The organism is Actinocorallia aurantiaca, assembly GCF_039533685.1.
GTDB classification, from domain to species: domain Bacteria; phylum Actinomycetota; class Actinomycetes; order Streptosporangiales; family Streptosporangiaceae; genus Actinocorallia; species Actinocorallia aurantiaca.
The window spans coordinates 38,067-61,339 of record NZ_BAAATZ010000025.1 but is presented as its reverse complement, the minus strand read 5'-3'; the positions used below and the strand labels follow the sequence as shown (position 1 = coordinate 61,339).

Genomic DNA, 23,273 nt, shown 5'->3' with positions numbered 1-23,273 from the left:
GGGTGACCGGAGCCCGGGACGCGCGGGCCGGGTCAGCCGCAGTTCGGCTTGAAGGCGGGGTCGGCGGGGCCTTCGCGGGTGAGGGCGTGGTCGACCCACTGGACGGTCAGGTCGCTGGCGACGATCAGGGCGTGCTCTGAGAAGTGGGACGGGCAGGCGTCCTGGAGGACGACGTTGGTGAGCTGGTGGGCGGGGCCGCTCAGCTGCTGGCCCTGCCAGGGGACGACGAACTCGTCGTACCGGGTGACGATCGTGGTGTAGTCGACGCCGGGTTCGACCTCGCGGTCGGCGTTGAGCTTGGTGAGCAGCGCGGATCCGGGGGTCTGGTCGATGCAGGCGTTGCAGATCTGGAAGCCGATCTCGGGGAACCAGGTGCCGTGCCAGGTGCCGTGGTTGGACGGCGCGATGCCGACCATGTCGTTCACCTTGGCGGCGCCGCCGAGGAAGCGGATGTAGTAGCGGGGCATCATGCCGCCCTGGCTGTGGCCGACGAGGTCGACCTTCTCGGTGCCGGTCGCGGCCAGGACGCCGTCGACGAACGTGGCCAGCTGCGGGGCCGACTGCTCGATGTGCGCCATGCCGGGGAACGGGTTGCCGGGGCGGTGCCCGTATTCGAGGGCGAAGACGCAGTACCCCTGTGAGGCGAGGGCCTGGGACAGGTAGATCCAGTTGGCCCACCCGATCCCGACCGTCCCGTGCACCAGCACCAGCGGGCGCGGCCGCTGCGGGCTCGGCTTGCAGTTCCAGTCGTTGGCGCCCCGGACGCCCGGCGCCTCGTACTTCTTGGCCGCGGCGATCAGCTCGGCCTTGGACGGTGTCGCGTGCGCGGTCCCGGTGAAGGCCGCCCCGCCCAGGGCGGCGGCGGTGACGAGCGTGAGAAGAACATTGACGGCAGCGCGCAAGGGTCTCTCCGAGATCCGTCGCACCGTTTTCGACGGCGCGTCCAATACCGTCGGGGAGCCTATGTCAGCAATCGCTTACTTGGCTAGAGGCGCTCGGCGTGACACGCCCGCGGCCCCGGTCGTCGAAGGAGAACCGGGGCCGCAGGCTCGGAAGATGCTCAGGCGAGGCACCTGGGCCGGAAGGCGGGGTCGGCGGGGCCCTGGCGGGTGAGTGCGTGGTCGACCCACTGGAGCGTGAGGCCGTTGGCGACGATCAGCGCGTGCCCCGAGAGGTGGGCGGGGCAGGCGTCCTGGAGGACGACGTTGGTGAGCCGGGCGGCGGGGCCGGACAGCTTCTGGCCCTGCCAGGGGACCACCAGCTCGTCGTACCTGGTGATGATGGTGGTGTAGTCGACGCCGGGCTCGGTCTCGCGGTCGGCGTTGAGCTTGGTGAGCAGCGCGGATCCGGGGGTCTGGTCCTCGCAGGCGTTGCAGATCTGGAAGCCGAACTCGGGGACCCAGGTGCCGTACCTGGTGCCGTGGTTGGACGGCGCGATGCCGACCATGTCGTCGACCTTGGCGGTGCCGCCGAGGAAGCGGAGGTAGTAGCGGGGCATCATGCCCCCCTGGCTGTGGCCGACGAGGTCGACCTTGTCCGCGCCGGTCGCGGCGAGCACACCGTCGACGAACGTGGCCAGCTGCGGGGCGGACTGCTCGATGTGTGCCATGCCGGGGAACGGGTTGCCGGACAGGTACCCGTATTCCAGGGCGAACACGCAGTAACCACGCGAGGCGACGGCCTGGGACAGGTAGATCCAGTTGGCCCATCCGATGCCGCCGGTGCCGTGCACCAGCACGACCGGGCGCGGCCGTTGCGGGGTGGGCTTGCAGTTCCAGTCGTTGGCGCCGCTGACGCCGGCCGCGGCGTACTTCTTGGCCGCCGCGATCAGCTCGGCGTCGGAGGGCGCGGCGTGGGCGGTTCCGGCGAGGGCCGTCGCCGTGAGGACGGTGGTCGTGAGGAGGGCGAGGAGAGTGAGGAGTGCGCGGGAGAGGGTGCGCAAGGGTGGCCTCCCGGGTCCCCAGCACCGTTTTCGACGGTGCGTCCATGGGTCCCGAGAGGATAAGTACGTAACTGCTTACTTTCCTAGGGCGTGCCGCGAAATCTCCGCTGCCGGAAGCGGCCGCGGCCTTTCGCCCCGGTGCGGGGGGGAGCCCTACTGGCGGATGAGGAGGGTGATCAGGGCCGCGATGACGGCCAGGGCGAGGGCGGAGAACCCCCAGCCGATGCCCTGGGGCTCCCATTTGCGGCCGTGGTCGAGGCTGTAGCGGCCCGGTCCGGTGAAGGCGAGGGCCAGGGCGGCGAAGCCGAAGAGCATGGGTTTCTCGGTGGCCATGTAGAAGCCCTTCTCCCAGTCCACGTAGATCGCGTTGAGCATCACGCCCATCACCATGGCGGCGCCCAGCGGGGTGAACAGGCCCAGGGCCAGCAGCAGGCCCCCGACGAACTCGCTGAGGCCCGCGATGACGGCGAAGAGCTGCCCGGGCTCGTAGCCCAGCTTGGCGAAGGCCATCCCGGTGGCCTCGATGCCGAACCCGCCGAACCAGCCGAACAGTTTCTGCGCTCCGTGCGAGGCGATCGCCAGCCCGAAGAACAGCCGCAGCAGCAGCAAACCGAAGTCCATGTCCATCGAGCGTAATCACCGGGCCCTTATCTCCCGGCAAAGCCGGAGCGCGGGGGACCAGCGGATATGTCGCTAAAAGCGAAAACTCGGCTAAGCCGAAGAATGGGGACCAGTGCCCGACACCGGAGGCCTTCCGGGCGCCGGCCGTGTCGCCGGCGCCCTTCTCGACGGGTCGTGGACTGCCTGGTTCCCCGCGGGGGAACGGTCAGGCGACAACGGCGCGGCGGCGGGTGGCGTAGGCCAGGAGGGAGCCGATGCCCCAGTAGACGAGGGCGGCGAGGCCCCAGTTGAAGAGGACGGCGAGTTCGCCGTTGTCGGGGGTGAACATGCCGTGGAAGGGGGTGGTCAGCCAGCTCGCGAAGTCCAGGATCAGGTCGACCAGGACGTTGCCGCGGTTGGCGTCGGCCCAGATCAGCACGATTCCGAGAACGATGACGCCGACGACGATCGACGTGATCACGTTGATGACAGTGGTGACGGGGTTACGGTGCAGTACCACGCGCTCTCTCCAGGTAGTAGACATGCCAGGTCTCTGCCCGGTGGCGGCGTGGCGACAGCAGAAAAGCCGAAATTGGCCGCATTAGGCCAATTTAAAGGTAGCGGTTTCGAACCCTTTTGTGGTTAGGGCCACAGGTCCCGGCGGGGAGGGGGCTGGCCGCGGAGCCCTCCCCGCCGGAGCCGCTACTTCCCCTGGAAGTTCGCGTCGCGCTTCTCGCGGAAGGCGAGGGCGCCCTCCTTGGCGTCCTCGGAGGCCATGACCTCCCAGCCGATGGAGTCGGAGACGGCCAGGGCCTCCTCCTCGGGGAGGTGGAAGGTCTCGCGGTGGGTGCGCAGGATGGCCTGGACGGACAGTGGCGCGCTGGCGGCGATCTGGTCGGCCAGTTCGCGGGCGGCCTTCAGGGCTTCGCCGTCGGGGACGATCCTGTTGATCAGGCCGATGGACAGGGCCTCCTGGGGGGTGACCGAACGGGCCGTCAACAGGATGTCCATCGCGGCGGCGTAGCCGATCTGGCGGGGCAGGCGCAGGACGCTGCCGCCCATGGGGAACAGGCCGCGCCTGGCCTCGAACAGGCCGAGGGTGGCCGATTCGGCGACCACGCGCAGGTCGGTGCCCATCAGCAGTTCGGTGCCGCCCGCCACCGCGTAGCCCTCGATGGCGCAGATGATCGGCTTGGTCGGCACGGCCTCGCGCAGCAGGCCCTTCCAGTGGTAGTTCTCGATCTCCGAGGCCCGCTGCCGCACCCGCTCGTCGTCGGACGGCCTGCTCATCGCCTTCAGGTCCGCGCCGGAGCAGAAGTCGCCGCCCGCGCCCGTCAGGATGCCCACGCGTACCGACGGCTCGGAGCTGATGTAGGCGAAGGCCTCCGCCATGCCCACGAGCATGTCCGTGCTCAACGCGTTCTTGGCTTCCGGGCGGTTCATCGTCACGATGACCACATGGCCGTCTTGCTCGACGGTGCAGTGCGCCGTGCTGATCGGCAGAACTTCCGGCATCGGGTGCCTCCACAGAGTCCAGAATGAGAACGGATTCTAGTTAGTAGATCACCTGCACAACAAGAGTAAAACCGACCCTTGCCGACTCAAACTAGAACGTGATCTACTGCGGTTCTGGACTCGAGTCTCACGCTTATCCACCCCCGAGTGCAAGGGAGGTGCTTCATGGGCACCCTGGGCTTCTGGCGTCTCGCGGAGCAGGATCCGAACTGGATCGCGGCCGTCGACCCCGACGGCACGGAGTACACCGCAGGGGAGCTGCTGAGCCGGTCGAACCGGCTCGTCCACGCGCTCCGCGGGCTGGGCCTGGAGAAGAACGACGGCATCTGCGGGCTGGTCCCCAACGGCGTCGACGGTCTGGTGCTCTACCTCGCCGCCCTGCAGGCCGGCTGGTACTACACCCCGATCAACTGGCACCTGACCGGCCCCGAGATCGGCTACATCGTGGCCGACTCCGAGGCCAAGGCCTTCTTCGTGCACGAGCGGCACGCGGACGCCGGCGTCAAGGGCGCCGACGAGGCGGGCGTGGAGGCGTCTCGGAGGTTCGCCTTCGGCGCCGTCGAGGGCTTCACCCCGGTCGAGGAACTTCTCGCGGGGCACCCCGACACCAAGCCCGAGGACCGCAGCAACGGCGCGACGATGCACTACACGTCCGGGACGACCGGCCGCCCCAAGGGCGTCCGCCGCGCGCTCTACGGCATCGACCCCGACGACAGCGCCGAGTTCATGACGTTCCTGCTGAGCCTGTTCGGCATCCCGCCGGGCGCCGCCGTCACCGGCGAGCCCCAGGCGCACCTGATCACTTCGCCGAACTACCACACGGCCGTGACGCAGTTCGGCGGCACCGCCCTGCAGATGGGCCACACCCTCGTCTACATGGACAAGTGGGAGGCCGAGGACACCCTCCGGCTGATCGAGAAGTACAAGGTCACCAACACCCACATGGTGCCCACGCACTTCAAGCGGCTGCTGTCCCTGCCCGAGGCGACCCGGACGAAGTACGACGTCTCCTCGATGAAGTGGGCGATCCACGCGGCCGCGCCCTGCCCCGTCCCGATCAAGCACCAGATGCTCGACTGGTGGGGATCGTGCATCTGGGAGTACTACGCGGCGACCGAGGGCGGCGGCACCATCGCCTCGCCCGAGGACTGGCTGGCGCACCCGGGCACCGTCGGCAACGCCTGGCCGATCTCCGAGGTCATCGTCGTGGACGACGACGGGAACGAGCTCCCGGCGGGCACCGCCGGCACCATCTACATGAAGATGGCGGGCGCCGACTTCGAGTACAAGGGCGACAAGGCGAAGACGGCCGAGTCCCGCCTGCGCGACTTCTTCACGCTCGGGGACGTCGGCTACCTCACCGAGGACGGCTTCCTGTTCCTGTCCGACCGCAAGTCGGACATGATCATCTCCGGCGGCGCGAACATCTACCCCGCCGAGATCGAGAACGAGATCATCCTGCACCCGAAGGTCGCGGACGTCGCGGTCTTCGGCATCCCCAACGACGAGTGGGGCGAGGAGATCAAGGCCGTCATCGAGCCCGCCGCGGGCGTCGAGGCGGGAGAGGCCCTCACCGAGGAGCTGTTCGAGTTCCTCAAGCCCCGCCTGGCCAAGATGAAGTGGCCGCGGACCATCGACTACACCGAGGCGCTGCCGCGCGAACCCAACGGCAAGCTCCTCAAGCGCAAGCTCCGCGACCCTTACTGGGCCGACCGCACCACCGCGATCTGAGGCAGGAGTCAGAAGTTGTCCCAGTCGTCACCCAATCACGTCCTCGAGTTCCCGGGCGGGTACACCCGCTCGGTCGGCCCGGTCATCGGCCGCTTCCTCTCCGACCTGCGGGACGGCCGCCTGGTCGGGGTGCGGACCCGCGCCGGGCGGGTGCTCTTCCCGCCGCTGGAGTACGACCCCGACACCGGTGAGGACGTCACCGGCGAGTTCGTCGAGGTCGGCCCGGTCGGCACCGTGGAGTCCTTCTCCTGGGTGCCGGAGCCCCTGTCCTCCCACCCGCTGGACCGTCCCTTCGCCTGGGCGCTGATCAGGCCCGACGGCGCGGACACCGCGATCCTGCACGTCCTGGACGTGGGGGAGTTCGAGCGGGGGGCCAAGCAGCCCAAGCGCCTCAAGACGGGCCTGCGGGTCCGCGCCGAGTTCCGGGGAGACCCCAAGGGCGAGATCTCCGACATCAAGGCGTTCCGCCCCGAGGTCAGCATGATCAACTCCCCGACCCGGCTGGAGTACGACCTCCGGCCCGGCAAGGCGCTGGACCGCTTCTTCGAGGGCGTCGCCGAGGGAAGGCTCCTCGGCCACCGCTGCGACGTGTGCGGCAAGGTCATCGTCCCGATGGCGGGCCTGTGCGCCAAGGACGGCGTGCCCACGACCGAGGAGGTCGAGGTCGCCGACACCGGCGTCGTCACCACCTTCGCGGTCAACAACCTGCCCGACCCCCGCGCGCCCGAGGTGCCGTTCGTCTCCGCCTACATCCTGCTGGACGGCGCGGACATCACGATGCTCGCCCTGGTCGCCGGCATTCCCGCCGACCAGGTCCGGATGGGCATGCGGGTCAAGGCCGCCTGGAAGCCCCGCGAGGAGTGGGGGCCGACCCTGACCAACATCCGCTGGTTCGAGCCGACCGGCGAGCCCGACGTCGCCTTCGAGACGATCGAGGAGTACCTGTGAAAGATGTCGCGATCGTCGCGTTCTCTCAGACCCGGCACACCGCCGAGGACGAGGGGCTGAACGAGACGGAGCTGCTGCTGCCGGTGATCAGCGAGATCAAGGAGCAGGTGGGGATCAGCCGGTTCGACTTCACCTGCTCGGGCTCGTGCGACTACCTGCTCGGCTCGCCGTTCTCCTTCGTCTCCGCGCTGGACGCCGTGGGCGCGTGGCCGCCGATCTCCGAGAGCCACGTCGAGATGGACGGCGCCTGGGCGCTGTACGAGGCGTGGGTGAAGATGCAGTACAGCGACGAGGTGGAGACCGCCCTGGTCTACGGCTTCGGCAAGCCCTCCCAGACGAGTGTGCGCCAGGTCCTCGGCCTCCAGCTCGACCCGTACTACCTGGCCCCGCTCGGCGTCGACCAGGTGTCGCTGGCCGCCCTGCAGGCCCAGGCGTACCTGGCCCGCTCCGGCGCGAAGGAGGGCGACCTCACCGCGATCGCCGCCCGCTCCCGCGCCGCCGGGCGGGAGAACCCCTTCGCCCTGCACCTGGACGCCCCGGCGGACGACGCCCCCTACGACGTCGCCCCGCTGAAGGTCCACGACGTCGCCCCGCAGGCCGACGGCGCCGCCGTCGTCGTCCTCGCGACGGGCGACAAGGTCAGGGAGATCAGCGAGCGGACCGGGCTGAAGCCCGCCTGGATCCGCGGCATCGACCACCGCGCCGACGCCCACTCCCCGGGTGTGCGGGACCTGTCGGTCTCGCCGTCCGCGCGGATCGCGGGTGAGAAAGCGGGCGCCGTGAACGTCGAGGTCGCCGAACTGCACACGCAGTTCAGCCACGAGGAGCTGATCCTCCGCGAGGCGCTGAACCTCGGCGACGACGTGAAGGTCAACCCGTCCGGCGGGCCCCTGTCGGCCAACCCGGTGATGGCCACGGGCCTGATCCGCATCGGCGAGGCCGCCGCCCGCATCCACCGCGGCGAGGCCCGGCGCACGCTGGGCCACGCCACCAGCGGCCCCTGTCTGCAGCAGAACCTCGTCGCCGTCCTGGAGGCCTGACCATGGGCAACCCCTGTGCCGTCATCGGGATCGGCCAGACCCACTACACCACCAAGCGGCTCGACGTCTCGATCGCGGGCCTGCTGCGCGAGGCCGCCGGGCGCGCGCTCGACGACGCCCAGCTGACCTGGGCCGACATCGACGCCGTCGTCATCGGCAAGGCGCCCGACATGTTCGAGGGCGTCCCCATGCCGGAGGCGTACCTCGCCGACGCCCTGGGCGCGACCGGCAAGCCGATGATGCGCGTGCACACCGCGGGCTCCGTCGGCGGCTCCACCGCCATCGTCGCGGCCAGCATGATCCAGTCGGGGGTGCACCAGCGGGTGCTGACCGTCGCCTGGGAGAAGCAGTCGGAGTCCAACGCCACCTGGGCGCTGACGGTGAACAAGCCGCACAACGCCTCCCTGGTGGTCGGCGCGGGCGGCTACTTCGCCCCGCACATCCGCGCCTACATGCGCCGCTCCGGCGCCCCCGACCACATCGGGATGCTGGTCGCGGTCAAGGACCGGGAGAACGCGCTCAAGAACCCCTACGCGCACCTGAAGATCCCCGGCATCTCCCGCGAGATCGTGGAGATGACGCCGATGCTCTGGGAGCCGATCCGCTACCTGGAGACCTGCCCGTCCTCGGACGGCGCGGTCGCGATGATCATGGCGAGCGAGGACGCGGCCAAGAAGGCCCCGAACAAGCCGGCCTGGGTCCACGGGACGGCGATGCGCTCGGAGCCGATCTTCTTCGCCGGTCGCGACACCGTGAGCCCGCAGGGCGGCAAGGACTGCGCCGCGGACGTCTACCGGCAGGCCGGCATCGCCGACCCGCGCCGGGAGCTCGACGTCGCCGAGGTGTACGTCCCGTTCTCCTGGTACGAGCCGATGTGGCTGGAGAACCTGGGGTTCTGCGGCGAGGGCGAGGGCTGGAAGCTCACCGAGTCCGGCGTGACCGCGTTCGACGGCGACATGCCGTGGAACCCGTCCGGCGGCGTGCTGTCGTCCAACCCGATCGGCGCGTCGGGCATGATCCGCTTCGCCGAGGCGGCCCTGCAGGTGCGGGGCCTGGCGGGCGAGCACCAGATCGAGGGCGCGCGCCGCGCCCTCGGCCACGCCTACGGGGGAGGCGCTCAGTTCTTCGCGATGTGGATCGTAGGGAGTGAGAAGCCTTGACCGTCTTCAACCACGCCGACCTGTTCGAGGGGATCGCCGACGTCATCCCCGACCGCCTCGCGCTGGTCTGCGGGGAGGAGCACCTCACCTACGCCGAGCTGGACCGGCGGGCCAACCGGCTCGCCCACGCCCTGCTGGCGCAGGGCGTCCGGGCCGGACAGCACGTGGGGATGCAGCTGTACAACGGCATCGAGTACGCGACCGCGCTCCTGGCCACGTTCAAGATCCGCGCGGTGCCGATCAACGTCAACTACCGGTACGTCGAGGCCGAACTGACCTACCTGTACGGCAACTCCGAGATCGTGGCGCTGTTCTACGACACGGAGTTCGACGACCGGGTCGCCGCCGTCGCGCCGGACTTCCCCGGGCTGCGGCTGCTGGTCGCCGTCGGAGGGCAGACGACCGTCCCGGAGGCGCACGAGTACGAGGTCCTCGTCTCCGGGCAGCCGGAGACCCGCGGTTTCGAGCCGCGCAGCGAGGACGACCACTACATCATCTACACCGGCGGCACCACCGGCATGCCCAAGGGGGTGGTGTGGGGGGTGAAGGACATGCTCTTCTCCTTCGCCAACCCCACCTACCCGCCGCCGGAGACCCCGCAGGGCTGGATCGACCACGCCGCCTCCAGCGGTCTCCTGACGATGATGTCGGTGGCCCCGCTCATGCACGGCGCCGCCCAGATGAACACGTGGATCGCCTGGTGGATGGGCGCGACCATGGTGTACGTCCGCAAGTTCGACGCCGACACCATCTGGCGGACGATCGGGCGGGAGAAGGTGAACTCGCTCACCGTCACGGGCGACGCGATGGCCATCCCGCTGGCCGACGCGCTGGAGGGCGGCGACTACGACCTGTCGAGCCTGTACGCGTTCGTCTCCACGGGCGCGATCCTCACCGGCACCGTCCGGGACCGGATCGCCTCGCTGCTGCCGAACGTGATGATCCTCGACCGGTTCGGCTCCACCGAGTCCGGCTCGACGGCCCAGGCCATGCCCGGCTCGTCACCCGAGAAGGGGCTGCGCTTCGCCTCCGACGTCCCGGACGTCGCGGTGCTGGACGAGTCGCTGCGGCCGGTCGAACCGGGCTCGGGCGTGCTCGGCCAGCTCGCCCGCACCGGCTTCATCGCGCGTGCCTACTACAACGATCCGGACAAGACCGCCAAGACGTTCCCGGTGGTCGACGGCCGGCGCTGGCTGCTCACCGGCGACATCGCCACCGTCGAGAAGGACGGGACGATCGCGGTGTTCGGCCGCGGCTCGCAGGCGATCAACACCGGCGGGGAGAAGGTCTACCCGGAGGAGATCGAGGCGGTCCTGAAGGGCCACCCGGCGGTCTTCGACGCGGTGGTCACCGGCATCGCCGACGAGCGGTTCGGCTCCCGGGTCGCGGCCGTGGTCCAGCTGCGGGAGGGGGGAGCCACCTCCGAGGAGCTGGACGCCCACTGCCGCAGGGAGCTGTCGGGCTACAAGGTGCCGCGCACCTACGCCTTCGTTCCGGAGATGCGCCGTTCCCCCGCGGGGAAGGCCGACTACCGGTGGGCGAAAGAGGTCGCCGAACAGGCCTGATCAGACGATTGACAGACCCGGCGGGGTCCCCTGCTCCCGGAGGCGGCTAGTCTCATTGCCATCGGGAGCAGGGAAAGAGTCGTTTTGTCTAGCGAATCAAAGTCAGAGCAGGAACTCCAGGAGAAGGTGCGGCGCCACGCCATCTGGGCGGTGACGCTGCACAACGCGGGAGCGGCCAAGGCGGGACTCAACGCCTCGGACGCCCAGGCGCTCAACCTGTTGCAGGTGCACGGGATGATGACGCCCGGCCGGCTGGCGGAGGCCATGAGCCTCACCACCGGCGGGTCGATCACCGCCCTGATCGACAGGCTGGAGAAGGCGGGCATGGTCCGCCGGGTCAGGGACGCCGCCGACCGCCGCCGGGTGCTGGTGGAGGTGGTGGAGGAGAAGGCCGAGGCGCTGCTGAGGCAGTTCCTCCCGGTCAACGAGGCCGCCTGGGAGCGGCTGTCGGGCTACACCGAGGAGGAGCGGCAGGTGCTGATCCGGTTCTTCGACGACGTGCACGAGAACGTTCCGAGCATCCTGGCGGATCTGCGCGCCCTGCCGTGATCGCGGGCCCGTGTGCCGGTCAGCGGGACCTGGAGCGGCGCGGGAGTGTCTCCGCGCGCTACTTTCTAACGATCGTTAGGTCGGTTTTCGGGAGGTAGCGTGCTCAAGGAACGCAGGCTCGCCATCGAGGGGTGGTTCACCACCGACCCGGTGGCGCTGATCGGGACGCGTTGCGGGGAGTGCGGCACGCCGTACTTCCCCAAGAACACGCTGGCCTGCCGGAACCCCGGGTGCGCGGGGCCCAAGGACGGGTCGGAGCTGGAGGAGTACACCTTCTCCACCCGGGGACGGGTCTGGTCCTACGCCGACTCGCGGTACAAGCCGCCCCCGCCCTACATCTCGCCCGAACCGTTCCGGCCGTACGTGCTGGCGGCGGTCGAGCTGGACGTAGAGAAGATCGTGATCCTCGGGCAGGTCGTCCCGGGCGTGACCGTGGACGACCTGGCCGTCGGCCAGGAGGTCGAGCTCACCCTGGGGACGCTGTACGAGGACGACGAGGCCGAGTACGCGGTGTGGATGTGGAGGCCCGTCTCATGAGCGGCAAGGAGATCGCGATCCTCGGCGCGGGCATGCACCCGTGGGGCAAGTGGGGACGCAGCTTCATCGAGTACGGGCTGGCCGCCGCGCGGTCGGCGCTCGCCGACGCCGGCCTGTCCTGGCAGGACGTGCAGTACGTGGCGGGCGCGGACACCATCCGCAACGGCTACCCCGGCTTCATCGCCGGCGCGACGTTCGCGCAGGCGCTCGGCTGGTCCGGCGCGCAGGTCTCGTCCTGCTACGCCGCCTGCGCGTCCGGCGCCCAGGCGATCGCCAACGCCCGCGCCCAGATCCTCTCCGGACTGTGCGACGTCGCGCTCGTCGTGGGCGCGGACGCCGCGCCCAAGGGCTTCTTCGCCCCCGTCGGCGGCGACCGCCCCGACGACCCGGACTGGCTGCGGTTCCGCCTCCTGGGCGCGACCAACCCCATGTACTTCGCGCTGGCCGCCCGCCGCCGCATGGCCCTGTACGGCTCGACGTCCGAGGACTTCGCCCAGGTCAAGGTGAAGAACTCCAGGCACGGGCTGAACAACCCCAACGCCCGCTACCGCAAGGAGGTCGCGGTCGAGCAGGTGCTGGAGTCCGCCGTCGTGGCCGACCCGCTGCGCCTGCTGGACATCTGCGCCACCAGCGACGGCGGCGCGGCGCTCGTCCTGACCTCCATGGAGTTCGCGCGCTCGCGCGGCCTGGAGTCGGTCCGCATCTCCGGCCTGTCCACGGTCACCCCGACCTTCCCCAAGACGGTCCTGGACCTGCCGGACTTCGCCACGGACTCGGCGATGACCGTCCAGGTGCCCGAGCGCCCCTTCCGCGCCGCGCTGGCCCACAAGGCCTACGAGGAGGCGGGAGTCGGCCCCGAGGACGTCTCCGCGGCGGAGGTCTACGACCTGTCCACCGCGCTGGAGCTCGACTGGATGGAGGACATCGGCCTGTGCGAGCCCGGCAGCGCCGAGTCCCTGCTGCGCGCTGGCGAGACGTCGATCGGCGGCCGCATCCCGGTCAACCCGTCCGGCGGCCTGGCCAGCTTCGGCGAGGCGATCCCCGCGCAGGCCATCGCCCAGCTGTGCGAGCTCACCTGGCAGCTGCGCGGCCAGGCCGAAGGCCGCCAGGTCGAGGGCGCCCGCGTCGGCATCGCCGTCAACCAGGGTCTCTTCGGCCACGGCAGCGCCACGGTCGTCACCCGCTAGCCCGTCCGGCGCGCAGTACTCCCTGCAGGCGCGCTCCGCCCCCGGTACGGCATCGCCCGCGAGTTCGCGGCCGCCGTACCGGGGGCGACGTCGTTCCCGCACGCCTGCCGTTTCCAGGCGCGGCCTTCTCCGGGAGCGCGGAGCGGGCGGACCCTTTCAGGCAGGGGAGCCGGCCGCGCGGCGGTCAGCTTCCGAGGAACTCGCGGGTGCGGGGGTCGAGGTCGAGGTCGGCCGTGGTGCGGCGGAGGGTGGCCAGCAGCAGGTCGTTCAGGTCGCGGTGGGCGGCCAGGCGGGTGACGTCGAGTTCCAGGTCGCGGCCCGCGGAGTCCTCCAGGCGGAGGGCGGGGCGGCGGGAGGCGGTGTTCAGGCGGATGTGGCGGAGCCTGTCCGTCCTCACCCAGGAGGCGCCGTAGCGGAACCAGTCGGAGCCCGCGGCCATGACGGGGGTGCGGGCCCAGACGAACAGGGCGAACAGCGCGGACAGGACGGCGGGGGCGATCCACAGCAGGGGTTCGGCGGCCCAGGAGAAACCGCCGTCGGCCAGGCTGAACAGCCCGATGGACAGCAGCAGGGAGCCCAGGAAGGCGACGAGGAGGCCGCGGGGGTCGCGGGCGGTCCACGCCAGAGGCGAGGTCTGACCCGGCGGCGGCTTGGGCCTGCGTGCCATGCGCACTCCGTTCCGCGTCCTCGGCCCGGTCACTCGCGGAGCGACTGGACGGCGTAGCGGAGGCGCGCCTCGACGATGAGGTGCTCGTCCTCCGGGCAGTCCAGCATCTCCCGCGCGCGGGCGACGAGCTGCTCGTCGGTGAGGGTGGTGTCGGCGGCGGCCCTGCGCACGACCTCGATCAGCTCAGCCCGCCGGTAGGCGACGATGGAGCGGCCCGGCGTGAGGTCGAGGGGCTCGTCGCCGGAGCGGGCCACGGGACCCTCGGGAGGCGGGGAGGGAAGCCGTCGCCCGCCGTCCGAGCCCAGCTCCAGCACCGGGAACCGGGCGGCGAGCGCGCCGAAGAGCGTCGACTCGGGGGTGAGCGCGCGGTCGGCGGGCACCTGCCCGCCCTCGCCGAGGAACATCACCTGGGCGGCGTGCCACAGCAGCAGGAGCGACTCGACGCCCTCGTCCGCCTGGTCGACCAGCACGACGTCGAAGGAGTCGGGGGCCGCGGGCAGCGCGGAGACGACCTCCGCGGACGGCATGATCCACAGGGGCGGCGGGGCGTCCGGCCGGGCCAGCACCCACCCCCACGCCTGGGCGTAGGACAGGGTGGTGCCGGCCTCGCGGGCCTGCTCGCGGGTCCGCTCCAGCGACTCGGTCAGGTCCAGGTCCTCGCGGGTGCGCGGGTGCTCCAGCAGCTGGGACGACACGTGCGCCCAGCGCCACGCGCGCTCCCACTCCTCGGGCACCAGCGTCGGCCGCCGGGCCAGGTCGGGGTGGACCTCGCGCAGCCGCTCCAGCAGCTCCACGCAGCGCAGCTCCGCCGCCTGCTCCCTGCGGACGCGGTCGAGGTCGGCCAGGCACCTCTCGTAGGCGGGCAGGTCGCGGGCGGTCAGGGCGGCGGATGCGGCCTGCAGCTCCGGCGGGGCCTGCCCCTTGGCCAGCTCCAGCTCCAGCCCCTGGCGCAGGGACGCCAGCGCCGTCCAGGCCGTCGAGGCCCGCTGCCGGACCCGGACGAGCTCCAGCGCCTGCCGGTAGGCGCGCCACGCGGCGGGGGTCTGCAGCGAGAGGTGCAGGCCGATGCGGCGCAGCAGCCGGTTGGTCTCGGTGACGGCCCGCAGCGCCGTCCTGACCTGGCCGAGCCTGGAGTACAGCACCGACAGCTGGGCGACCAGTCCGTCGAGCGCCTGGCTGTCGGCGAGCTCCACCCCGACCGACCGCCACGCCTCGGCCAGCTCGGCCACCGCCTGCCGGCTCTCCAGCGCGGCGATGACCACGTCCAGGCGTTCGGGGGTCCGGGGCGGGCCGCCGTCCACGGTCGTCTCCTCCAGGAGGAGCTCGGCGCGCTTCTGCACCGCCGGTTTGAGCGGGCCGCGCTTCAGCGCGCCCCCGGAGGCCAGGTAGCGGCGCAGCTCCAGCGCCGTCTCGATGAGCTCGCCCTCGGCGCCGGGCGGCAGCACCACCCAGTGGCCGCCGACCGCGCGCAGCGCCCGGTCGGCGGTGGCGGCCCGGCCCGCCAGGTCGCCCAGGTACTCCCACAGCGGGGCGGGCCCCGCCAGTCCCTCGCGCAGGGCGCGGGCGGTCCAGTCGCCGCTGCCCCAGTCGATGCCGAGGTCGTCCATGGCGCGCTGGACGACCCCCGCGTACTCCTCGAGCCGCTGCAGGACCTCGGGTTCGCGGTCGGAGAGCCGCTGGGCTAGGTCGCCCGGCTCCTGCGCGGGCACCTGGGCCATCGCCACCAGCAGCCGCACCCGGCCGGGCGCGGGCAGCGCGGCCGGGTCGGGGAGGCGCTGGCGGACCCTGGCCTCGCGGGCGGGGGTGCGGGTGGCCAGCAGCTCGGTGAGCTCGGCGGCCTCCGCGGGGGTGAGCGGGGGCTCGGCGGGCAGGCCGGGGAGCACCGGCAGCCAGGGGAAGCCGGGGGACAGCATGGCCTCCAGCTCCTCGCGGGTGCCGGAGTAGCCGAAGGCGAGGTCGATCCGCTCGGCCTGCTGGAAGGCGGCGAGCCGGGCCTGCAGTTCGGTGGTCTCGCGGTCGAGGGCGACGGCCCTGGCCTGGTGCTCGGCCAGCGCCCGGTCGTAGCGCCCGGGGTCGTGGGAGGCGAGGCGACCGTCCAGCTCGCGGGTGCGCTCGGCCAGGTCGGAACGGCCGCCGGTGAACGTGACGGCCAGCCCGGCCAGCTCGGCGGGCAGGGAGTCGCGCAGATCCCGGGGCCGCGTGGTGGTGACCAGGACGCGCTGGCCCCGGGCGAGCAGGGCGGTGAGCAGCCCGCCCGCGGAGGAGCGGTCCGGCAGGTGCGCCAGCCGGTCCTGCGGGCCGGGGTCGAGGAAGCGGGCCATCCCGGCGGGCAGCGGGTGGCTCTGCAGCCCGGCGAGCATGGCCTCCAGCCGCTCCACCAGGGCGGAGCCGGAACGGGGGCGCAGGACCAGCGCGGGCGCGAGCCTGACGCGGGTGCCGGGGCCGCCCTCGTCGGCCCAGTCCTCGCGGAAGGGGACGGGCTCGGTGAAGGCGGACGACCCCCACTTGCGCAGGACGTCGGAGACGGAGGCGTGGAGCGCGGCGCCCTGCCCGGCCCGGACGGCCTCGCGCAGCCAGTCGGTCCGCGCGGGCTGGAAGGCGGGGACCTCGCCGAGGACGTCGACGTCCTGGAGGACCGCGTGGCCCTCCCCGATCACCACGTCGATCCGTCCGGTGCGGGTGTCGGTCTCGACGCGCACCGGGGTGGCCAGCAGGTGGTTGCGCACCTGGACCGGGTCGTCTCCGGCGTCGTCCGTCCAGGTGAGCAGGCCGGTGGCCAGGACGAGCTCCCGGCCGTGCGGGCCGTGCGGGGACTCGAGCGCCTCGGCCAGCCCGCGCAGCGTGCGGTACCAGCGGCGCAGGCCGAGCCAGGTGTCGAAGCCGGCCGCGTCGGCCACCGAGTCGGGCGCCTCCATCGGGATCGGCGGCAGCCCGAAGAGCACCTCCCCGGGGCCCGCGTCGGGGTGCAGCCGGACGTCCGCGGGCAGTTCCGAGAGCCAGTGCACCTGGTCGTGCGCGGCGAGGTCGGGCATGGCGACGCGCCGGGACCGGGCGACGTCCCGGAGGAAGCGCAGCAGCTCCTCCGCCTCGGCCTCGATCTCTCCGGCCTTCAGCTCGTCGCCCACCCGCGCCCCCTTCGGTGACCTCGGTGTCCGGGGCGGCCCGGGTGTTCGGGCGCCGCGTGCTCAACCAATCAGACTAATGTCCAATAGTGCTGCGATTCAGTTGGTAGCGTACGGTGACCCGGGAAGCACCGTACGCATTTTCCATGGTTTTGGAGACCGGCTGTCAGATCCGGGCGGCCCGGTACTTCTCCTCGTTCGGCATCATGATCCACAGGATGACGTACGCGATGAACTGCGGGCCGGGCAGCAGGCAGGACAGCACGGCCAGCGCCCGGACCAGTCCGGGGCTCATCCCGAACCGCCGGCCCAGTCCGGCGCACACTCCCGCGATCATCCTGCCCTGCCGGGGACGGTAGAGGCCTTCCATGTCGACTCCTTCGCTAATGGTGCTGATGACTACCACGCTACGAAGCCGTTGGGTCTAACAAATCGGTCTTATGTACTGTTCTTAGCTGGTCCTCGAGGGGTAAGGGAAGTCCCTTAAGGGATCAAAAGGTCGGGAAGTTCGGCGAGCGAGCCGAGCCGGAACCGGCAGCGGGCGAGCGCCTCGTCGTCCCGCTGCACGTTGCCCCACGGGCCGCGCCTGAGGAAGGCGACCTGGAAGCCGGCGGCCAGCCCGGGACGGACGTCGTTGTCGATGCGGTCGCCCACGTAGAGGATGCGTTCGGGCGGCAGCCCCGCCTCGGCGCCGACCCGGGCGAAGAACTCCGGAGACGGCTTCTCCACGCCCCAGTCCTCGGACATGCCGACGACGTCGGCCTCCAGTCCGAGCGCGGCGAACTGGGCGGCGGCCTCCTTCGGCTGGTTGCCCGCCACCCCCACCAGCAGGCCCATCGCCCGCAGATCGGACAGGCACCGCCGCGCGTCGGGGTAGAGGTCCTCGGGCCCGAAGCCGTTCGGCACCCCGGCGGCGCGCCGGGCGGCCTCCTCGGCGGCCAGGTCGAAGCCGGGCTTGAAGTGCTCCAGGACCTCCAGGTGGTGCCCGCCGCGGGCGATCACCCCGCCGAGGACCGCGTTGAAGGTGTGCCGAGGCACGCCCAGCCAGTCGGCCCACTCGCCGTAGATGCGCCCTTCGTTGATGAGGGTCTCGCCCACATCGAAGAACACCGCCTTGATCTCCATCCGCCCATCCTAAAGACGCCCTTCCCATGCTCCGACTCAGGGTTTACCGTCGCAAGACCTACCTAGCGCTTGGTAAAGAGAGGAGGCGGCGTGCCGGTACCCGACCAGCGCGACCCCGCGCTCACCCGGGAAGTCCTCACCCGCTGGCTGGACGGGCGGCTGCCCGGAGCCACCGTGGAGCATCTGGAGACCCCCTCCTCCAGCGGCTTCTCCGCCGAGACCCTGATCTTCCGGGCGGGCGGCGCGGACTACGTCGCCAAGGTCGCGCCGACCGGCCACCAGATCTTCCCCGAGCCCCGCTTCGCGGAGCAGTACCGCGTCCTGCGCGAACTGCGCGCCCGAGGCCTGAAGGTCCCGGAGGTGTTCTGGTACGAGCCCGACCCCTCCCTGCTGGGCGCCCCGTTCTTCGTGATGGCGGCCTGCCCCGGTCTCGCCCCCTCCGACATGCCGCCCTACCACCAGGCGGGCTGGGTCACCGAGATCTCCTCGGCGGAACGGGCCGCCCTGTGGGACAACGGCCTGCGCGCCATGGCGGAGATCCACGCCCAGCCCACCGAGGGCCTCGAATACGTGGACCAGACGGCGTACGGGCCGACAGGACTGGTGCAGCGCCTCGACTACTACGAGCACTACCTCCACTGGTCCTACGAGGGAAAGGTGCCCCTCGCCGAACGGGCCCTGGAATGGCTGCGCGCGAACCGTCCCGAGGAGCAGCGCACCCCGTCGCTGCTGTGGGGAGACTCGCGCATCGGCAACATCCTGTTCGTCGACGGCGAGATCAGCGCGATCCTCGACTGGGAGATGGTCACCCTCGGCCAGCCCGAAGAAGACCTCGCCTGGTACCTCTACCTCGACCGCCACCACTACACGGCCGTCGAGCTTCCGCCCCTGGAAGGTTTTCCGACCCGAGAGCAGACCGTGGAGCGGTACGAGGAACTACTCGGACGCCCCATGGAGAACCTGCGCTATTACGAGGTGCTCTCCGGCCTGAAGTTCGCGGTCGTGATGGCACGCATCGGCCAGCTGTTCATCAACTACGAGTTGGTGCCCCCGGACGACCCGTTCCCGCACACCAACACCGCCACCGCCCTGCTCGCCACCGTGCTGGAGGAGTTGTAAGCCTCGTAATGCGTCACATGGGGACGTCCGGCAAACCGACGATCAGGGATTCGTGAGGTTAGGCCGCGTAGGCGTCGAGTCAGGTAGGCCGCCTCGTTGTCGGTGACGCATCTGCAACAGCTCACCGACCCAGGGGTACGGCCGCCCAGTCGTCAGGACCCGCCTCTGTCCATGCAGTTCAGAGGTGGGTCCGTTGGATTCCCGTGTTCGCTACCGGACCTCCGACATCCTCAGAAGCAGAGGGTCTTGGTGACGAGAGCAGGCCACCAGACGGAACTCGTCGCACCCATGGTCTTTATCTCTATGAAGGGGGGCCACGGCATAGTGACGCAGGACTGTCCGGCCGCTGCCCGCGACGGGGCCTGGACGGGTGCGGCCTGGGCGGGCGCCGACAGCGCCGGGACGGCGAAGGCGGCCGCGAGCGCGGCCGCCGCGGTGAGAGTGCGCAGCTTCATGGCTGACTCCTCGGGTCGGGGACCGCCAGTCTTCTCGCCGCCCGCGCATCGCGGCATTGGCGGATCCGACGAAATACCGGCTTCCGGTCGTCGGGCTCGACCATTTATACGAGGACCGCTCGGGCCCATCGGATCCGCCATCGACACGGGTGAAATCCGGCCAGGGTTCCAGCTTCGGGTCCTTCGACACGGCCTGCACGGCTGTTTCCGAGGGACGACCCGTTCCCGCACACCAACACCGCCACCGTCCTGGAGGGCCTGTGAGCCTCTCCCTCCGAATGAGGCAGGGCGGGTGATCGTCTACGGTGTCCTCAGGTTGCCGGCTGCGGTGTGACGGGTGCCTCTGGCACCACCGCGAACCAGTCGGGGAAGCCGCTCGGGTCGTGTCGGTAGGGAGCGGTCCTGCCCACGTTGCCGGACAAGGTGCTGTCCGACCGGCTGGCACAGCTCGGCGAGGCCGGCGTCGTCCAGCGTGATCGTCGTCCGGGCTGGCCGCCGCGAGTGCGCTACACGCTCACCGCGCATGGAAACCGACTCGGCCCGGTCCTCCAAACCCTGTGGGACTGGGGAGCGGAAGCCCCGGTTTGAGAGGCGGGGCCGAGATCAGCTGTGGGGCAGCCCTCTTCGGTCATTCGTCGAGCCCTGATCGGGAGGTCACGCATCGTCCGGCAGCGGTTCGCCGGTCTCCAGCAGCGTCTTCAGGCTCGCCACCACGCTCGGCCAGCCGTGGCCGACCATCTCGGCCAGGCTCGATCCGGGCTCGAAGCCATCGTGTACGACGGTGAGTTTCACGACCTGTGCGGCGGTCTCCTCGACCGTGAAGGTGACCTTCGAGCGGGCCTCGCCGGACAACCGGGCGAGAAGCTCCCCGTCCCAGCCGAAGCGCTTCGCGAGCTCCGGGGTGATGGCGTGCCAGGTGTAGGAGAGCCGACTGTAGGGTTCGGCTTCCAGCACGACCTGCTCCGGGTCGCTGATCAGCACGCCGTGGTTGTCCCAGGTCATCGGCGAGCCGACGGACCAGTCCGTGGTGAACTCCGTGGCCCAGTAGCGGCGGGTGAAGGCGGGCTCGGTCAGCGCCTGCCAGAGCTTCTGCGGGGTGGTGCGGATGTAGGTGGTGTAGACGAAGGTCGGCGCGTCCATCGGGGTCTCCTCCAGAGCGAGTTTCAGGTCTGCCAGGGCTTGGACCCTGGCCCGGTCGTAGCGGCTGATCCACCGGTGGGCGATCTCGTGCACGGGCGCGGCGTTGAGGTAGTGCAGCTTCTCCCGGCCCCGCCGCACGGTCGTGATGAGCCCGGCCTCCTCCAGCACCGCGAGGTGCTTGCTGACGGACTGCCTGGCCATGTCGAGTCCGGCGCACAGCTCGCGCAGCGTCTGCCCGTTGCGGACGTTGAGCGAGTCGAGCAGCGCCCGCCGGTTCGGATCGGCCAGCGCCTTGAACACCTCGTCCATGCCCGCCCTCGTATTCGGGTCGCCACCTGTAGATATGCAGCCTCTTGGCTGCCTTTAATTTAGGCAGCCAGATGGCTGCACGTCAAGACGCGCTGGTTACGGCGGGCGAATTTCCTCCCGGGCGTCGTCAAGGTCCAGGTGGTAGTCCGCGACGATGAGATCCTCTTGCAGATCGAGGTCGCCTGAGCACCGTTTCGGCCGTGAGCGCCTTCGGCAACATGAGGGTGAGGCGTCACCATGGCTCGGAGATTTTCAACAGCCGGACGCACACCCCGACGAACCAGCGCGTCCTCCACAATGGAACGGGACATGTCGCGGAGAATGAGGGGTTGTCGTGGTCAAGAAGCGGTGGAACGAGCTGAGTGAGCGGAGCCGCAGGCTGATCGTGGCCGCGACGGTGGGCGAGGTCCTTTTGAAGGCCGCGGCGCTGATCGACCTCAAACGGCGCCCCGCAGCCGAGATCCGGGGTTCCAAACGCGCATGGGGGGCCACGGTCGCGTTCGTGAACTCCCTGGGCGCGGTCCCCATCGCCTACTTCCTCTTCGGCCGCCGAAAGCCCGCCGACGACTGACGGTGATGATGCTCGTGGTGGCTCCGCGGCGGGACTGCGGGCCTCCCCGCATAACGCCCTCTCGGAAACGATGATGAGTACTTCGCGCCGGGGCCGCCCCCTTTGTTCGAATGACGGTGGGAGAAGCGGAAGGCCCGCACCGCTGTTGTGGGCGGTGCGGGCCTGGCGGAGCGAGCGGGTCAGGCCGTGGCCGTGGGGGCCAGGGCGCGGACGGCGTCGGGGCCGTTGAGGTTGCTGTTGGGCAGCGGCATCAGGATCGGCGTGGTCAGGCCGTTGTCGACGTACTCGCGGATGCGGGCGCGGCACTGGGCGGGGGAGCCGTGGATGATGAGGTCGTCCACCACCTCGTCGGGGATGGCCTTCAGGGCGCCCTGCCGGTCGCCGGAGGCCCAGAGCTCGTTCATGGGGCTGAGGGCCTCGCCGCGGCCCAGCCACTCGTGGAACTTCTGGTAGACGGGGACGTTCAGGTACGAGGTGATGAGCCAGCGGCCGAGTTTGCGGGCCTCGTCGGCGTCCTCGGTGGGGACCACGAAGAGGCGGGCGAGCAACTCCTTGTCGGGGTCGAACGCCTCGCGGACCGTTCGGACGTCCGAGGGGGACAGCCAGTTGGTGATGGCGGCGTCGGCCTCGCGGGCGGCCAGGCGCAGCATGCCGGGGCGCAGGGCGGCCAGGGCGATCTGCGGGGCGACCTTCGGGGCCGTCTCCAGCTTGAAGCCCTTCACGTTCAGGGTCTCGTCGGTGACCTTCTCGCCGGCCAGAGCCTTGCGCAGGAAGCGCAGGGTGTCGCGGACCTTCGCGAAGGGCTCGGTGAAGGGGATGCCGTTCCAGCGTTCGACGATGGTGTCGCTGGAGGTGCCGATGCCGAGGACGAAACGGCCGGGGGCCAGGTCGGCCAGGGTCGCGGCCTGCTGGGCCAGCAGAGCGGGGCCCCGCGTGTAGACGGGCACGATCGCGGGGCCCAGGCGCAGTTCGGGCGCCCACTGCGAGGCGAGTGCCAGCGGGGTGAATCCGTCGGTGCCGTTGGTCTCGGCCGACCAGGCGTCGGTGTAGCCGAGGCCGGGCAGCTCCTGAATGATCTCTTTCTGCTCGGCCAGCGGGATGCCGGCCAGCGGAATGGTCAGTCCCCAGTTCACGGTGGTCTCCTCGGGCTCGTCGGATTCGTCAGGCGATGGACGGGCGGATGATGGACCCGCCGTCGACGACCATGGTCTGCCCCGTCATCCAGGAGGAGGCGTCACCGGCCAGGAAGACGGCGGCGTTGGCGATGTCCTCGGGCACGCCCAGGCGGCCCAGGGGCAGGGCCTTGCTGATGGCCTCCTCGTTCTCCTCCCACAGGGCCCGCGCGAGCTTCGTCTTGACCAGGCCGGGCGCGATCGCGTTGACCCGGACCCCGGGGGACAGCTCCATCGCGAACTGCCGCGAGAGGTGGATGACCGCCGCCTTCGTGGCGTTGTAGTACCCGATGCCGTGCTCGGTCACGAGCCCGCCGACGCTGGCGATGTTGATGATGGAGCCGCCGTTCCGCTCCATGGACGCGCGCCACGCGAGCTGCGTCCACATCACCACCGCGTACTGGTTGACCTCGACGGTCTTGGCCGCGAGGGAGGCGTCGATGTCCACCATCGGCCCGTAGTGCGGGCTGGTGCCGGCGTTGTTGACCAGCACGTCGATCCGGCCGAACTCGGAGACGGCCGCCTCGATGCAGGCCCGCGCCTGCTCCTCGTCCCCCACGTGCGCGGCCTTGGCCAGCACGCCCACTCCGGGGTGCGCGGCGCGGATCTCCGCCGCCACCTCGTCCAACGCCTCCTGCTTGCGCGAGGACAGCACCACATTGGCGCCCTCGGCCGCCAGACCGAAGGCGATCGCCTTCCCGATGCCCCGAGACGCGCCCGTGATCAGCGCGGTCTTGCCTTCCAGTCCAGTCCGCATGTCACCCTCCAGAACGTGGTTCGCCGCGCACTCTACCCAGTAACTGACTCACGGGTTACTTC

General features: G+C 70.6%; 24 protein-coding genes. 11 read left to right on the top strand and 13 right to left on the bottom strand.

The annotated features are described in order from the left end of the window. Positions 1-32: 32 nt before the first annotated feature. The 5 genes from ABD327_RS26360 to ABD327_RS26340 form a co-directional block, all read right to left on the bottom strand. Positions 33-902, bottom strand: a complete 870-nt coding sequence (locus tag ABD327_RS26360; RefSeq protein ID WP_344453847.1) for an esterase/lipase family protein — start codon at positions 900-902, stop codon at positions 33-35. Between the two features lie 158 nt (positions 903-1,060). Beyond that, positions 1,061-1,942, bottom strand: coding sequence for an esterase/lipase family protein (locus ABD327_RS26355; protein WP_344453845.1), 882 nt, complete (start codon positions 1,940-1,942; stop codon positions 1,061-1,063). Positions 1,943-2,095: 153 nt separating this feature from the next. Then, positions 2,096-2,563 carry a DoxX family protein gene (locus tag ABD327_RS26350; protein ID WP_344453843.1) on the bottom strand — a complete coding sequence of 156 codons (468 nt, stop codon included), beginning with the start codon at positions 2,561-2,563 and terminating at the stop codon, positions 2,096-2,098. A gap of 205 nt (positions 2,564-2,768) precedes the next feature. Further along, positions 2,769-3,062: a hypothetical protein gene (locus ABD327_RS26345; RefSeq protein WP_344453841.1), complete on the bottom strand. Its 294-nt coding sequence runs from the start codon at positions 3,060-3,062 to the stop codon at positions 2,769-2,771. 182 nt (positions 3,063-3,244) lie between these two features. Then, positions 3,245-4,057, bottom strand: coding sequence for a crotonase/enoyl-CoA hydratase family protein (locus ABD327_RS26340; protein ID WP_344453839.1), 813 nt, complete (start codon positions 4,055-4,057; stop codon positions 3,245-3,247). Between the two features lie 165 nt (positions 4,058-4,222). On the opposite strand from ABD327_RS26340, the gene ABD327_RS26335 reads away from it, so the two are divergent. From ABD327_RS26335 to ABD327_RS26300, 8 genes are all read left to right on the top strand, one after another. Continuing rightward, positions 4,223-5,788 carry an acyl-CoA synthetase gene (locus tag ABD327_RS26335; protein WP_344453836.1) on the top strand — a complete coding sequence of 522 codons (1,566 nt, stop codon included), beginning with the start codon at positions 4,223-4,225 and terminating at the stop codon, positions 5,786-5,788. A 15-nt stretch (positions 5,789-5,803) separates the two neighbouring features. Continuing rightward, positions 5,804-6,736 carry a Zn-ribbon domain-containing OB-fold protein gene (locus ABD327_RS26330; RefSeq protein ID WP_344453834.1) on the top strand — a complete coding sequence of 311 codons (933 nt, stop codon included), beginning with the start codon at positions 5,804-5,806 and terminating at the stop codon, positions 6,734-6,736. Then, positions 6,733-7,776: a thiolase domain-containing protein gene (locus ABD327_RS26325; protein ID WP_344453832.1), complete on the top strand. Its 1,044-nt coding sequence runs from the start codon at positions 6,733-6,735 to the stop codon at positions 7,774-7,776. Before ABD327_RS26330 ends, ABD327_RS26325 begins: the two co-directional genes overlap by 4 nt. Before the next feature lie 2 nt (positions 7,777-7,778). After that, positions 7,779-8,936 (top strand): thiolase domain-containing protein, encoded by a 1,158-nt coding sequence (locus tag ABD327_RS26320; RefSeq protein WP_344453830.1) that lies wholly within the window; start codon positions 7,779-7,781, stop codon positions 8,934-8,936. Continuing rightward, positions 8,933-10,501, top strand: a complete 1,569-nt coding sequence (locus ABD327_RS26315; protein ID WP_344453828.1) for an acyl-CoA synthetase — start codon at positions 8,933-8,935, stop codon at positions 10,499-10,501. Before ABD327_RS26320 ends, ABD327_RS26315 begins: the two co-directional genes overlap by 4 nt. Positions 10,502-10,585: 84 nt before the next feature. Further along, on the top strand, positions 10,586-11,050 hold the full coding sequence (locus tag ABD327_RS26310; RefSeq protein WP_344453826.1) for a MarR family winged helix-turn-helix transcriptional regulator: 465 nt from the start codon (positions 10,586-10,588) through the stop codon (positions 11,048-11,050). Positions 11,051-11,149: 99 nt separating this feature from the next. After that, positions 11,150-11,587, top strand: a complete 438-nt coding sequence (locus tag ABD327_RS26305; RefSeq protein ID WP_344453824.1) for a Zn-ribbon domain-containing OB-fold protein — start codon at positions 11,150-11,152, stop codon at positions 11,585-11,587. Beyond that, a complete protein-coding gene (locus ABD327_RS26300) occupies positions 11,584-12,774 on the top strand; it encodes a lipid-transfer protein (protein ID WP_344453822.1) in 1,191 nt (396 codons plus the stop codon). The genes ABD327_RS26305 and ABD327_RS26300 overlap by 4 nt, the downstream gene beginning before the upstream one ends. 184 nt (positions 12,775-12,958) lie before the next feature. Here the strand turns inward: ABD327_RS26300 and ABD327_RS26295 are convergent, their stop codons facing one another. The 4 genes from ABD327_RS26295 to ABD327_RS26280 form a co-directional block, all read right to left on the bottom strand. Beyond that, complete coding sequence (locus tag ABD327_RS26295; protein WP_344453820.1) at positions 12,959-13,441, bottom strand: hypothetical protein; 483 nt, start codon at positions 13,439-13,441, stop codon at positions 12,959-12,961. A 29-nt stretch (positions 13,442-13,470) separates the two neighbouring features. Then, positions 13,471-16,566, bottom strand: coding sequence for a hypothetical protein (locus ABD327_RS26290; RefSeq protein ID WP_344453817.1), 3,096 nt, complete (start codon positions 16,564-16,566; stop codon positions 13,471-13,473). A 163-nt stretch (positions 16,567-16,729) separates the two neighbouring features. Continuing rightward, positions 16,730-16,933: a PspC domain-containing protein gene (locus ABD327_RS26285; protein WP_344453815.1), complete on the bottom strand. Its 204-nt coding sequence runs from the start codon at positions 16,931-16,933 to the stop codon at positions 16,730-16,732. Between the two features lie 113 nt (positions 16,934-17,046). Continuing rightward, positions 17,047-17,688, bottom strand: coding sequence for an HAD family hydrolase (locus ABD327_RS26280; protein WP_344453813.1), 642 nt, complete (start codon positions 17,686-17,688; stop codon positions 17,047-17,049). A gap of 90 nt (positions 17,689-17,778) precedes the next feature. On the opposite strand from ABD327_RS26280, the gene ABD327_RS26275 reads away from it, so the two are divergent. Continuing rightward, complete coding sequence (locus tag ABD327_RS26275; protein ID WP_344453810.1) at positions 17,779-18,807, top strand: phosphotransferase family protein; 1,029 nt, start codon at positions 17,779-17,781, stop codon at positions 18,805-18,807. A 230-nt stretch (positions 18,808-19,037) separates the two neighbouring features. On the opposite strand, the gene ABD327_RS26270 is transcribed toward ABD327_RS26275, so the two are convergent. After that, positions 19,038-19,262 (bottom strand): hypothetical protein, encoded by a 225-nt coding sequence (locus ABD327_RS26270; protein ID WP_344453808.1) that lies wholly within the window; start codon positions 19,260-19,262, stop codon positions 19,038-19,040. A 411-nt stretch (positions 19,263-19,673) separates the two neighbouring features. Between ABD327_RS26270 and ABD327_RS26265 the strand changes: the two genes are divergently transcribed. Next, entirely contained in the window at positions 19,674-19,850 is a 177-nt protein-coding gene (locus tag ABD327_RS26265) for a winged helix-turn-helix transcriptional regulator (protein WP_344453805.1), read from the top strand. 66 nt (positions 19,851-19,916) lie between these two features. Here the strand turns inward: ABD327_RS26265 and ABD327_RS26260 are convergent, their stop codons facing one another. Then, positions 19,917-20,711, bottom strand: a complete 795-nt coding sequence (locus tag ABD327_RS26260; RefSeq protein ID WP_344453802.1) for an ArsR/SmtB family transcription factor — start codon at positions 20,709-20,711, stop codon at positions 19,917-19,919. Positions 20,712-21,045: 334 nt separating this feature from the next. Here ABD327_RS26260 and ABD327_RS26255 point away from each other — a divergent pair, with 334 nt between their 5' ends. Further along, entirely contained in the window at positions 21,046-21,282 is a 237-nt protein-coding gene (locus ABD327_RS26255) for a hypothetical protein (RefSeq protein WP_344453799.1), read from the top strand. A 179-nt stretch (positions 21,283-21,461) separates the two neighbouring features. Here the strand turns inward: ABD327_RS26255 and ABD327_RS26250 are convergent, their stop codons facing one another. Both ABD327_RS26250 and ABD327_RS26245 read right to left on the bottom strand, forming a co-directional pair. Continuing rightward, positions 21,462-22,415: an LLM class F420-dependent oxidoreductase gene (locus tag ABD327_RS26250; protein WP_344453797.1), complete on the bottom strand. Its 954-nt coding sequence runs from the start codon at positions 22,413-22,415 to the stop codon at positions 21,462-21,464. Between the two features lie 28 nt (positions 22,416-22,443). After that, the gene (locus ABD327_RS26245) at positions 22,444-23,211 is read right to left on the bottom strand and encodes an SDR family oxidoreductase (RefSeq protein ID WP_344453795.1); all 768 of its coding nucleotides are present in this window, start codon (positions 23,209-23,211) and stop codon (positions 22,444-22,446) included. Positions 23,212-23,273: the final 62 nt, after the last annotated feature.